The sequence below is a fragment of the Pilosibacter rotomagensis genome (assembly GCF_045062245.2).
Classification (GTDB): domain Bacteria; phylum Bacillota; class Clostridia; order Lachnospirales; family Lachnospiraceae; genus Pilosibacter.
This window is the reverse complement of sequence record NZ_CM170323.1, coordinates 2,097,457-2,109,920: the sequence shown is the minus strand read 5'-3', so window position 1 is coordinate 2,109,920 and position 12,464 is coordinate 2,097,457. Positions and strand designations below refer to the sequence as shown.

General features: G+C 50.0%; 9 protein-coding genes. 6 read left to right on the top strand and 3 right to left on the bottom strand.

Features of this window, described 5'->3' with window-relative positions; all coding sequences use genetic code 11:
* Positions 1 to 63: 63 nt before the first annotated feature.
* Both ACI3EW_RS09415 and ACI3EW_RS09410 read right to left on the bottom strand, forming a co-directional pair.
* A complete protein-coding gene (locus ACI3EW_RS09415) occupies positions 64 to 1,158 on the bottom strand; it encodes a prephenate dehydrogenase (protein ID WP_118529750.1) in 1,095 nt (364 codons plus the stop codon).
* A 194-nt stretch (positions 1,159 to 1,352) separates the two neighbouring features.
* Positions 1,353 to 1,727, bottom strand: a complete 375-nt coding sequence (locus ACI3EW_RS09410) for a hypothetical protein (protein ID WP_215702987.1) — start codon at positions 1,725 to 1,727, stop codon at positions 1,353 to 1,355.
* Here ACI3EW_RS09410 and ACI3EW_RS09405 point away from each other — a divergent pair, their 5' ends adjacent.
* Together ACI3EW_RS09405 and ACI3EW_RS09400 are read left to right on the top strand one after the other, a co-directional pair.
* The gene (locus tag ACI3EW_RS09405; RefSeq protein WP_118297904.1) at positions 1,728 to 3,827 is read left to right on the top strand and encodes an elongation factor G; all 2,100 of its coding nucleotides are present in this window, start codon (positions 1,728 to 1,730) and stop codon (positions 3,825 to 3,827) included.
* Positions 3,828 to 4,500: 673 nt separating this feature from the next.
* A complete protein-coding gene (locus tag ACI3EW_RS09400) occupies positions 4,501 to 6,369 on the top strand; it encodes a tetratricopeptide repeat protein (RefSeq protein ID WP_215702988.1) in 1,869 nt (622 codons plus the stop codon).
* A gap of 177 nt (positions 6,370 to 6,546) precedes the next feature.
* On the opposite strand, the gene ACI3EW_RS09395 is transcribed toward ACI3EW_RS09400, so the two are convergent.
* A complete protein-coding gene (locus tag ACI3EW_RS09395) occupies positions 6,547 to 7,734 on the bottom strand; it encodes a ribose-phosphate pyrophosphokinase (RefSeq protein WP_118298054.1) in 1,188 nt (395 codons plus the stop codon).
* Positions 7,735 to 7,976: 242 nt separating this feature from the next.
* Between ACI3EW_RS09395 and ACI3EW_RS09390 the strand changes: the two genes are divergently transcribed.
* From ACI3EW_RS09390 to ACI3EW_RS09375, 4 genes are all read left to right on the top strand, one after another.
* A complete protein-coding gene (locus ACI3EW_RS09390) occupies positions 7,977 to 9,395 on the top strand; it encodes a DUF512 domain-containing protein (protein ID WP_215702989.1) in 1,419 nt (472 codons plus the stop codon).
* A gap of 15 nt (positions 9,396 to 9,410) precedes the next feature.
* Positions 9,411 to 10,736 (top strand): ribosome biogenesis GTPase Der, encoded by a 1,326-nt coding sequence (gene der / locus ACI3EW_RS09385; protein ID WP_015554291.1) that lies wholly within the window; start codon positions 9,411 to 9,413, stop codon positions 10,734 to 10,736.
* 3 nt (positions 10,737 to 10,739) lie between these two features.
* The gene (gene plsY / locus ACI3EW_RS09380; protein WP_405579011.1) at positions 10,740 to 11,372 is read left to right on the top strand and encodes a glycerol-3-phosphate 1-O-acyltransferase PlsY; all 633 of its coding nucleotides are present in this window, start codon (positions 10,740 to 10,742) and stop codon (positions 11,370 to 11,372) included.
* Between the two features lie 63 nt (positions 11,373 to 11,435).
* Positions 11,436 to 12,443, top strand: coding sequence for an NAD(P)H-dependent glycerol-3-phosphate dehydrogenase (locus tag ACI3EW_RS09375; RefSeq protein WP_118529754.1), 1,008 nt, complete (start codon positions 11,436 to 11,438; stop codon positions 12,441 to 12,443).
* Positions 12,444 to 12,464 lie beyond the last annotated feature (21 nt).

Genomic DNA, 12,464 nt, shown 5'->3' with positions numbered 1-12,464 from the left:
TGCGCGAGGCCTTGGCGACTGTCGCGATAACAAGGGGAAACTTGCGAAGCGTGTTTTCACTTGTTATTTTGTCAGAACGTAGTTGTGACTCTTCAGGAGACTTGCTGCCTCATTTTTCTGTTCTTCTTTATAAAAGGAAATGCGGAGAGCGCCTTCCCCTTCCTCACGGCTGTGATTGATGCCCATGTTTTTGACACTGATGCCCTTTGCGGCAAGGATCGCGGAGAGGACGGAGATGGATCCCGGTTCATCGAGAACATCGACACTGAAGGAATAATCGCGCTCGATCGGACCGCGGCCGCGGTTCGGGAAGGAAGAACGGTATTTTCCTGATTCCTCGAACATCCGGTAGATTGCACTTCCGTCATGGTGCTCGAGCGTATCACAGATGGACTCCAGGGACGCGATGTAGCGCTTCAGGAGGGTCAGGATATTTTCAGTATTTGTCATGCAGATCTGCTCCCACATGACAGGGGAGGAGGAGGCGATCCTCGTGATATCTTTAAAACCGCCGGCCGCCAGCCGCTTCATGATCTCGTCCTTCGAATCATTGTCATGGACAAGATTGACGAGACTGGACGCAACAAGGTGCGGGAGATGACTGATCGCGGCGACAGAAAAATCGTGCTCATGGTAATCCAGAACAAGCGGCAGGGCACCGATCGCCAGGGCGACTTCGCGGATCCGGTCGATCTGTTCCGGAGTCGATCTTGCGGTCGGAGTAATAATATAGTAGGCATTTTCGAGAAGATGGTCAGTTGAACTCTCATAACCGGTCTTTTCAGAGCCTGCCATCGGATGACCGCCAACGAAGACATCCTCATATCCGAGCCGTTCCACAGCCTTGTGGATGTCGGTCTTTGTGCTGCCGATATCCGTGATAATGGCACCCGGTTTTAAGAACGGACGGACCTTTTCCAGATACATGGCATTGTACTCCACCGGGGTACAGAGAAAGATGATGTCACATGCGGAGAGCGTCTCATCGATCCCGTCAAGGATGATATCGATCGTCCCCTCTTTCTTTGCCTGCTCAAGCTTCGAGCGGGTCCGCATGTACGCCATAATGGTAATATCTTTATTTGCGCGGCGCAGGCCTCTGGCGATCGAACCGCCGATGAGACCAAGACCGATAAAACCAAAAGTAGAATCAGACATTTTGTAATCCCTCCTTTATCTCTTCGATTTTATAACATGGGTGTGGGAATGTCAACAGAAAAAAATCAACACTTTAAAGTGGCAAAATCAAGACCCGGATCATCGATGCATTTCTTATCTTTTTTCTGACTTAGAAAACTGCACGGCACTGTAACGACTGCGGAGGAGAGATCCTATTCACATTCTATAAAACTTTATAAATTGAAAACCCCGCGCTGCCATTCCATTCGCGGGCGGTGAGTTTCCGGGTGGGAGTGCTTGATCCCGGCACTCCCACCCGGAAACTCACCGCAAAACAAATCTTTCCTCAATCTCAAAAATATCGCAGAAAATAAGAAACCCACCCAGATTTTTAAAAGCTTTTCCGCCAAAACGCCCATGTTTTCCGCAATATCCCAAAAACAATCGAAAATATTTTGTGCAATTTCGATATTTAGCTTGAAAAATTCGAAAAGTTTTGGTAAAATATGACCATAGGCAATAAGCAGTATCGCCAGAACATCTGAACTCCGTAATTTGCGGAAGTCTTTTGAAAAAATGGCAAAAAAACATATACGGGAGGGATTCATATGGATATTTATGGAACAAAACAGATCCGAAATGTTGTACTTTTAGGGCACGGCGGCGCCGGTAAGACGACGGTAGCCGAGGCACTGGCTTATCTGACCGGCGTTACAAAGAGAATGGGCAAGGTTGCTGACGGAAATACGATCAGTGACTATGATAAAGAAGAGATCAAGAGACAGTTCTCGATCTCCACTACAATGGTTCCGATCGAGTACGAGGGAGCAGAAGGAAAGATCAAGATCAACCTTCTTGATACCCCGGGTTACTTCGATTTCGTTGGTGAAGTGGAAGAGGCTGTCAGCGCCGCTGACGCAGCGATCATTGTTGTAAACTGCAAGGCAGGGATCGAAGTTGGTACAGAAAAAGCATGGGATCTGTGTGAAGAATATAAACTCCCGAGAATCATATTTGTCACAAACATGGATGATGATCACGCATCCTTCCGTGAACTGATCTTAAAACTTGAGAAGAAGTTCGGAAGAAAGATCGCTCCGTTCCAGGTGCCGATCCGCGAAAACGAGAAATTCGTCGGTTTCGTAAACGCAGTCAAGATGCAGGGCCGCCGCTTTACGAACCTGTCCGATTATGAGGACTGCGAGATCCCGGAGTACACAAAGAAAAACCTCGGAATTATCCGTGACGCCCTGATCGAGGCAGTTGCCGAGACGAGTGAAGAGTACATGGAACGTTACTTCTCCGGCGAAGAATTCACGCAGGATGAGATTTATACCGCAGTACAGACTCATGTGTGCGACGGTTCGATCGTTCCGGTCATGATGGGTTCCGGAACCAACTGCCAGGGCTTCAATGCGCTGTTAAATGCGATCGACCGCTACTTCCCGTCACCGGATAAGGGCGAGTGCGTCGGCGTTGACGTATCAAACGGCGAGCATTTCACCGCAAAATACAATGACGAGGTTTCCCTCTCTGCGAGAGTATTCAAGACCATCGTTGACCCGTTTATCGGAAAATATTCCTTAATGAAGGTATGCACCGGAACATTAAAACCGGACAGCACCCTTTACAATGTAAATAAAGACGCAGAAGAAAAGATCGCAAAAGTCTACGTGCTGAGAGGCAAGGACGTGATCGAGGTTCCGGAGTTAAGGGCCGGCGATATCGGTGCTGTAGCGAAACTCTCCGTGACACAGACCGGCGATACGATCGCCCTCAGATCTGCTCCGATCGTATACCACAAACCGAAGATCTCCACACCGTACACTTATATGCGGTTTGCAGCCAAGACAAAGGGCGACGAGGACAAGATCTCCAGCGCACTCGCAAGAATGATGGAGGAGGATCTGACACTCCGCGTTGTGAACGATACGGAGAATCGTCAGAGCTTACTCTACGGAATCGGTGACCAGCAGCTCGAAGTTACAGTCAGCAAGCTTCTCGGCCGCTACAAAGTCGATGTGGAACTCTCCAAACCGAAATTTGCGTTCCGCGAGACGATCCGCAAGAAAGTGGAAGCTCCTGGCCGCTATAAGAAACAGTCCGGCGGACATGGACAGTTCGGTGATGTCAAGATGTCCTTTGAACCGTCCGGCGACCTTGAGACCCCGTATATTTTTGAAGAGAAAGTATTCGGCGGAGCGGTTCCGAAGAACTACTTCCCGGCAGTTGAAAAAGGCGTGCAGGAATGCTGCTTAAAGGGACCTCTGGCAGGATACCCGGTAGTCGGCATCAAGGCAACTCTTCTCGATGGCTCCTACCATCCGGTAGACTCCTCCGAGATGGCGTTCAAGATGGCATCAACAATGGCCTTCAAGAAAGGATTTATGGAAGCAAATCCTGTTCTCTTAGAGCCGATCGCCTCTGTGAAAGTCGTTGTTCCGGATAAGTTCACCGGCGATGTTATGGGTGATTTGAACAGAAGAAGAGGACGCGTTCTCGGAATGAACTCTCTCCATGGCGGAAAACAGGAGATCGTGGCGGATGTCCCGATGTCCGAGATGTTCGGCTACAATACGGATCTCCGCTCCATGACTGGCGGTATCGGAGAATTCTCCTATGAATTCAGCCGTTACGAGCAGGCTCCTGGCGATGTACAGAAGAAAGAAGTGGAAGCGAGAACTGCAGGCGGAGAAGTGGACGCTTAAAGTTTTTGAAAGATAAGAATAGAGGTAACTATTCAGTAGGTCTGCTCACTTGCTGCGCTGACCGTAATAAAACATGGGACGGAAGGCAAAAATCCCATCGGCGGAGCTGATTTGGAATGGATTTTTGCACGTAACTGTGAGGACACTGAACAGTTACGAACAGACTACGAATTCAGGGATCAGCCGCAAGGCTGGTCCCCTTTTTTACGCGAACAACGAGCCAAAGTCCGCTCTTGCGCGAGACCTTGGCGACTGTCGCGATAACAAGGGGAAACTCGCGAAGCGTGTTTTCACTTGTTGAGGTCAAAAGATATTTACGTTCCGCCTGATACAGGCAAATTCCATTCCCTGCCTATTACCTTGCAGAAGAGGTAAGAGACTTCCGTAGCCTTGTTAAAATACAGACTTCCTGACCGGAGTGAGGAGATTTCCCGGAACGTTCACAGTTTTGCCGAAGTTATGCCATAGTTTTCCATTGACTTACATCTGGACAGAAAGAGAGAAAAATGGTATAGTTATAAACTGATAAGCTATAATGTAGACGAATGAACGGAAAAATCGTTACAGTTTATGGATGACCGTTTTATGAACAAAGACTGGAACGTGACAGCCTGCTGATCGGATAAAAGATTTCCGGGATGCAGAATGCTCCGACAGAAAATGAGGAATTAGAATGAGAAAATGGTTTTTGATCATGGCCGCGGCGCTTGTACTCTGCTCCGCGTGCGGAAAGAAAGACACTTCGGTGAACGGTGTGACCCAGGAAGCGCAGGCAAGTTCAACAGAAGCGGAGAGCCTTTATAAGGAAGGAGCCGGGTATGTTGGAGAAGAAGATTATGAGAGTGCGATCGAATCACTGTTAAAATGTATTGAACTCGATCCGAATTACAGCAAAGCTTATATCCAGCTTTCCAAGGCATATATCGGAAATGAGGAATATGACGAGGCGGAGGCAATCTTAAAACAGGGATATGAAAAGACGAAAGATCCGTCCCTGGAGAAAGAGCAGGAGAACTGCATCCGCTCGATCTGCCAGGTCCTGACAGACAATGAAGACTATGAGACTGCGATCCCGTGGCTCTTAAAGCTTCAGGAGATCGACGGGGTTACCGTGGAGAACTCCTTACAGCTCTCAGAAGCGTACTCCATGATGGATGACTACGAAAACGCAGTGGCAGTCCTCCAGAAAGCGGATCAGAACGATGAGAGTATTAAAAGTGCTCTGCTGGAGGCGAGAATTTCCTACGGGCAGTATTGTTATGACGAAGGGAAAAATGACCAGGCGATTGAGACTTTAAAGGCCGTGATCGATGAAGCTCCGGACCGGATCGATGCGTATTCCATGCTGATCACCGTGTATGTTGATACCGGAAAGGCAAAAGAGGCGGAGAGCATCGTCCAGAGCGGACTGGAGCGCTTTGTCAACCAGAATTCCACGGTGACGGATGAGCAGCTGGATGAATTTTTAAATTCAGCATCCTCCTATTATATGGAACTTGAGGATGTGGATGCATGCCTGAAATTCTGGGAGAAGGCAGCTTCCATGAGACCTGGAAATAAGAGCTATAAAGAGGAACTGGACAGTTATCGTTCTTCCGCAGCGGATGAGGCATATGCGAAAGCAGATGAACTCCTGGAGGCCGGAGATGTGGAAGGCGCTTCCAAATATTACAAACGTGCGTTCGCACTGGCGCCGTCCAACTATGACGCGGGCGTGATCAGCGGTGGAGATTATACATATTGCCTTAACAAGGACGGTTCCTGGAGACTTGGATGGTATACGGATGAGACCGGCGGCTCTTATTACTTCAGCTCGGCGGCCGGACGCCTCTATGCGAGTGCAGTGACAGGATACCAGCAGCTTGACGGCGCGGTATATTACTTCGAGGATGACGGAAGAATGCTGGTGGACGACACGACTCCGGACGGACGTTTCGCGGATGTGGACGGAAAATTGTTGGATCACAATCCATATGAGGATGATGAGACAGCCGGCGATGAGACGGATGCTGCAGATGAAACGGAAGAAGAAACGGCGGCAGAGACCGAAGAGGAAACTTCCGCTGCGGCAAAGGAGACGACAGCGGCGGTAAAAGAAACTGTGAAGGAGACCACAAAGGCAAATCCGCAGCCGACACAGGCAGCAGCCGTAAATTCCGGAAATCTGAAACTGAATGCCGATACGCTCCAGGAGGCAAGCGACAAGGGCGGAACAAACACTTACGAGAAGACGGAACTCTTTGACGGATCGACTGGAAAACTTACGATGGGCGATGTATATAACTGTCTGTCCAAATACGGAAAGACCGAGTGGGTATCCCAGAAGCTTCCGTATGAGCTGAAAGTTGCAAACGTAAAGGTATGGATCCTTCCGGGCGACAACTGGAATACAACAGGACTTGTCATCAAGGATGCATCCCAGTACTTCGAGGTCCTGAAGAAGAAAGCACTTCCTGACAATGTACAGTTTGCGGTCGAGTTTGACTCCTCCGCAGCCGATAAGCTGGATATCAGCAAGGTGAGACGTACGAACGGAAACTAAAAATTGCAATAATATAAGAAGGGGCGGGAATCCCGGCAGAAGTGTCAGGGTTCCCGCCCTTTTTCCAGTTTGCGCGAACAGCGAGCCAAAGTCCGCACTTTCTTATGAAACTAAAAAGCGCCGCCTGGGATCCATAATAGAAACCGGGCGGCGTAAAAGATTTTCTGAAATTCAGGATTACAGAAGTCCCTCGTTGTACTTTCTGATGAGCTTCTGGATCTTGTCTGTCGGGGACAGGGAGTTTCCGATGGAAACGTCGTGGTTTAAGGAGTTGATGATGGCAGCAATGTACTTGCTCATATCAGCTTCCACATACCATTCCTTTGTGAAGAGTTCCGGGGAACGGTAGTTTAAGTTTGTTGTGACAACGCTGTCGATATAACCCTTCTGGTAGAACTCGTCGAATTTGTCGAAGCCTGCAGTGAAGAGACCGAAGGTACAGCATACAACAACCTTCTCAGCTTTGCGCTCCTTTAACTCTTTTGCGGTGTCGAGCATGCTCTCGCCGGATGCGATCATATCGTCGACAACGATCACAGTCTTTCCTTCTACAGAGCTTCCGAGGAACTCATGGGCAACGATCGGGTTTCTTCCGTTGATGACCTTGGAGTAGTCTCTTCTCTTGTAGAACATACCCATATCAACGCCGAGGTTGTTGGCGAGGTATACGGCACGGCTCATAGCACCCTCATCCGGGCTGATGACCATTAAGTGGTCTTTATCGATCTTTAAGGTATTGTCATGTTTAAACAGTGCTTTTACGAACTGGTAGGTCGGCATGAAATTGTCGAGACCGGATAACGGGATCGCATTCTGTACACGCGGGTCGTGTGCATCAAATGTGATGATGTTGGACACGCCCATGCTTACTAACTCTTCAAGCGCCATTGCGCAGTCTAAAGACTCTCTGTGAGTACGCTTATGCTGACGGCTCTCGTAAAGGAACGGCATGATCACGTTGATGCGGTGTGCAGTTGATGCGGTCGCACCGATGATCCTCTTTAAGTCCTGGTAGTGGTCATCCGGGGACATGTGGTTTACATATCCGGACATCTTGTAGGTGAGAGAGTGGTTTGTCACATCGACCATGCAGAAAATATCGGTTCCGCGAACAGACTCATTTACGATTCCCTTTGCTTCACCGCTTCCGAAACGCGGGCATGCGCAGTCGAGAAGGTAGGAGTCAACATCGTAGCCGCGGTACTGTAAATTGCCCTGACGGCGAATTAATTCTTCCGTATCGTTGCGGCGGAAGTTTACGATGTGGTCATTGACTTTCTGCGCAAGATCACGGCAGCTCTCAAGAGCAGCGATCTTAAGCGGTGCGAGCGGCAGACGGTCGTTGAAAACGTACTGATTAGACATGTCAGATAATCCTCCGATTTTTAGTGGTGCGGTCTGATCTCTTGTCAGGTCAGACTGTCCGATCATATTTTTGACCTGCATTTCCTTATTATACGGGATGAGCAGGCATTCCACGCCGAGTATACCATTTTCGGACATTTTTCGTCAATAGTTTCGCATGAAAATTCGTCAGAACATTCCTTTACAAATTGGAGGAAGATTGGTATGATTGTGTTTAGAACCATGCAGGAAGGGAAAATAAAGTGAAATATCAGGGACATAAAATTACGGCAGTCGCTCCCGGTTCCATCGCAGAAGAACTGGAACTGGAGCCGGGCGATGTGCTTCTTACCATAGACGGGGAGGAACTGGAAGATATCTTCGACTATGATTATATGACGGACGCTGAGAGCTTCGTGATGGTCGTCCGGAAAGCAGACGGCGAAGAGTGGGAACTTGAGATCGAGAGCGGCGGGGAGGACTTAGGACTCACCTTCGAGAACGGACTCATGAGTGACTACAAGTCATGTTCCAACAAGTGCATATTCTGCTTTATCGACCAGATGCCGCCGGGAATGCGTGAAACTCTCTACTTTAAGGACGATGACTCGAGACTTTCGTTCCTCCAGGGAAACTACATCACCCTGACAAATATGAAGGACAAGGATATCGAGCGTATCATCCGTTTCCATCTGGCTCCGATCAATATCTCGGTCCAGACGATGAACCCGGAGCTGCGCTGCAAAATGCTCCACAACCGGTTTGCGGGGGAGGCGTTAAAGAAGATCGACCGGCTTTACGAGGCGGAGACGGAGATGAACGGGCAGATCGTTCTCTGCAAAGGCGTCAATGACGGAAAGGAACTGGCGTACACGATCGAGCAGCTCTCAAAGTATGCGCCGGTAATGCAGAGTGTGTCGGTTGTTCCGGTCGGACTCTCGAAATACCGTGACGGCCTTTATCCGCTGGAACCGTTTACAAAGGAAGATGCCTGTGAGGTCATCGACCTGATCGAAAAATGGCAGAAGATCAATTATGAGCGCCACGGGATCCATTTTATCCATGCAAGCGACGAGTGGTATATTCTGGCGGAACGGGAGATGCCGGAGGAAGGACGCTATGACGGATATATCCAGCTGGAAAATGGCGTCGGCATGCTGCGCCTCCTTCAGGAAGAGGTGATGGACGCCCTGGACGGGAAGAAGGACGACGGGGTGAAGGAAGAACTCTCGATCGCGACGGGATACCTGCCGTACCCGTATCTGGAAAAGCTTGTGAGGGAGATCGAAAAGGTCTATCCGGGACGAAACGTCCATGTATATCGGATCCGGAATGACTTCTTCGGGGAGAAGATCACGGTGGCCGGCCTCATCACGGGGCAGGATCTGATCGCACAGCTGAAAGAAAGACCGCTGGGAGAGAGATTGCTTCTTCCGGCCGTCATGTTCAAAAGCGGAGAAGAAGTTTTCCTGGATGACATCACAAAGACCCAGGCGGAAGATGCTTTACAGATTCCGATAAATATAGTAAAATCAAGCGGATATGACCTTGTCGATGCGATCCTCGATCCGGAAGCGGCGAGAGAGCAGACTGCGGAACACGGGGCATATGAGCTTACAATGAAAGATGCCGGACTCACGGAAGACGGAGAAGTCATTCCGGACTGGGACGGCGAAGTATAGAAATGAGGAAAAAATATGAGTAAACCAGTAGTGGCGATCGTCGGCAGACCGAATGTGGGAAAATCCACACTCTTTAATGTACTTGCCGGCAGCACGATCTCGATCGTAAAAGATACTCCGGGTGTGACAAGAGACCGTATCTATGCGGACTGCACCTGGTTAAACAACAACTTTACCCTGATCGATACAGGCGGAATCGAGCCGGATTCCAAGGACATCATCCTTGCCCAGATGCGGGAACAGGCTCAGATCGCGATCGATACCGCGGACGTGATCATTTTCATCGTCGATGTCCGCCAGGGACTTGTTGACGCGGATTCCAAGGTTGCGGACATGCTCAGAAAGTCCAAGAAACCGGTCGTTCTTGCGGTCAACAAAGTGGACAGTATGGCAAAATTCGGAAATGATGTATACGAATTCTACAACCTCGGAATCGGCGATCCGGTTCCGGTATCCGCAGCGTCGAGACTCGGTCTCGGTGAGCTCCTTGACGAGGTAGTAAAATACTTCCGTGAGGACCAGTATGACGACAGCGAGGACGACCGTCCGAGGATCGCGATCGTCGGAAAACCGAATGTCGGAAAATCTTCCATTATCAATAAGCTTCTCGGCGAGAACCGTGTGATCGTGTCCAACATCGCCGGAACAACGAGAGATGCCGTTGATACGGAGATCGTGAGAAACGGCACGGAATATATCTTTATCGATACGGCCGGTCTCAGAAGAAAGAGCAAGATCAAAGAGGATATCGAGCGCTACAGCATCATCCGCACGGTAACAGCCGTTGAGCGCGCTGACGTGGTCCTCATGGTCATCGACGCCGTTGAGGGGATCACCGAGCAGGATGCGAAGATCGCCGGGATCGCCCATGACCGCGGAAAAGGCGTGATCGTTGTTGTCAACAAGTGGGATGCGATCGAGAAGAATGATAAGACGATCTATGAGTACACAAGAAAATTAAAAGAGACCCTGTCCTATATGCCGTATGCGGAGTATATCTTCGTGTCCGCCCTGACCGGACAGAGAATGGAAAAACTCTTTGAGCTGATCGATATGGTCCGCGAGAACCAGACGCTCCGTGTGGCGACCGGCGTCTTAAACGAGATCGTGACAGAAGCTGTCGCGATGCAGCAGCCGCCGTCCGATAAGGGCAAACGCTTAAAGATCTACTATGTGACCCAGGTTGCGGTAAAACCGCCGACCTTCGTAATTTTCGTGAACGATAAGGAGTTAATGCATTTCTCCTACACGAGATACCTGGAAAACAAGATCCGTGAGGCCTTTGGCTTCCGCGGAACATCCCTGAAATTCATCATCCGTGAGAGGAAGGAGAAGGATTAAGCGATGGGCAGAGTGCTTTGTCTTGTTATAGGTTATGTGTTTGGATTATTCCAGACAGGATATCTTTACGGGAAGATGAACCATATCGATATCAGAAATTACGGCAGCGGAAACTCCGGAACGACAAACGCGCTCCGGGTTCTCGGAAAGAAGGCGGGACTCATCGTCTTTGCGGGCGACTTTTTAAAGACTGTTTTCGCATGTCTTGCAGTCCGGATCATCTTTAAAGCAAGCCCGGATACAGACCTCTACGTGCTCTATGCGGGTCTCGGAGTTGTCCTTGGACATAATTTCCCGTGCTATCTGCACTTTAAAGGCGGAAAAGGGATCGCATCCATGGCGGGGATCCTCGTGTCCATGGACTGGCGCGTGACGCTCGTCTGTGCGGCTCTGTTCCTCGGCGCTGTGATCATCACAAGATATGTGTCCCTGGGATCGATCCTGGTCGTGATCTCATTCTTCATCCAGATGCTGATCTATGGATCACGGGGGGATTACCGTGTGTCCGAAGGAAGTCTCATGGAGTTTTTTGTCATCTCCTTTATTCTGATGGCGATGGCGATCTGGAGACACAGGGCAAATATTAAACGACTGTTATCCGGTACGGAGAATAAGCTCTGGGGCGGAAAGAAATAAACCGGCATCAGGTGCGTACATAAGAAAATCAACCTTAGGGCGTAGAAAAAGGAGTTCCTGAACATGGAAAAGATTGGTATTATCGGTTCCGGTACATGGGGAACCGCAATTGCGGTACTGCTGGTAAATAACGGACATGAGGTGACACTCTGGTCCGCGATCCCGGCAGAGATCGAGGAGATGGCAAAGACAAGGACCCACAGGAATCTTCCGGGTGTGACACTTCCGGAAGGACTCATCTATACTGCGGATCTTGAAAAGGCGATGGCGGATAAAGATCTTCTTGTGATGGCAGTCCCGTCTGTTTTCGTGCGCAGTACGGCGCAGAAGATGAAACCGTTCTGTAAGGATGGCCAGCTCATTGTCGATGTCGCAAAGGGGATCGAGGAGAATACTCTCGATACAATGACACAGATCATCAAAGAGGAGCTCCCGATGGCTGAGACGGCCGTTCTCTCCGGACCGAGCCACGCGGAAGAGGTAAGCCGCGGACTCCCAACGCTCTGTGTTGCGGGATCCCACAAAAAGAAGATCGCGGAGTATATCCAGTCCACCTTCATCAGTCCGGTATTCCGTGTATACACGAGTCCGGATGTCCTGGGGATCGAGACAGGAGCAGCGTTGAAGAACGTTGTTGCCCTGGCGGCCGGGATCGCTGACGGTCTTGGTTACGGGGACAATGCAAAAGCGGCCCTCATCACCCGCGGAATGGCGGAGATCGCGAGACTTGGCGTTGCCATGGGCGGAAAATATCAGACTTACACAGGACTCTCCGGGATCGGAGACCTGATCGTGACATGTGCAAGCATGCACAGCAGAAACCGCCGTGCCGGGATCCTCATCGGAAAAGGATACACGATGGAGGAAGCCATGAAGGAAGTCCAGATGGTGGTGGAAGGCGTTTATTCCGCAAAGGCTGCGAGAGCGCTTGCAAAGAAATATAACGTCTCCATGCCGATCGTTGAACAGGTCAACGAGGTCCTGTTTGAAGGAAAACCGGCGAAAGAGGCTGTTGCTGACCTGATGCTCCGCGACAAGCGCATCGAGCACAGCGACCTTCCGTGGGAATAAAGATCCGGACAGACCTGCCGC

What these genes read in the sequence shown, in the direction of transcription:
- ACI3EW_RS09415 (WP_118529750.1), bottom strand. Translation starts at nt 1,158, where the DNA reads ATGTCTGATTCTACTTTTGGTTTTATCGGTCTTGGTCTCATCGGCGGT.
- ACI3EW_RS09410 (WP_215702987.1), bottom strand. Translation starts at nt 1,727, where the DNA reads ATGAATCCCTCCCGTATATGTTTTTTTGCCATTTTTTCAAAAGACTTC.
- ACI3EW_RS09405 (WP_118297904.1), top strand. Translation starts at nt 1,728, where the DNA reads ATGGATATTTATGGAACAAAACAGATCCGAAATGTTGTACTTTTAGGG.
- ACI3EW_RS09400 (WP_215702988.1), top strand. Translation starts at nt 4,501, where the DNA reads ATGAGAAAATGGTTTTTGATCATGGCCGCGGCGCTTGTACTCTGCTCC.
- ACI3EW_RS09395 (WP_118298054.1), bottom strand. Translation starts at nt 7,734, where the DNA reads ATGTCTAATCAGTACGTTTTCAACGACCGTCTGCCGCTCGCACCGCTT.
- der (WP_015554291.1), top strand. Translation starts at nt 9,411, where the DNA reads ATGAGTAAACCAGTAGTGGCGATCGTCGGCAGACCGAATGTGGGAAAA.
- plsY (WP_405579011.1), top strand. Translation starts at nt 10,740, where the DNA reads ATGGGCAGAGTGCTTTGTCTTGTTATAGGTTATGTGTTTGGATTATTC.
- ACI3EW_RS09375 (WP_118529754.1), top strand. Translation starts at nt 11,436, where the DNA reads ATGGAAAAGATTGGTATTATCGGTTCCGGTACATGGGGAACCGCAATT.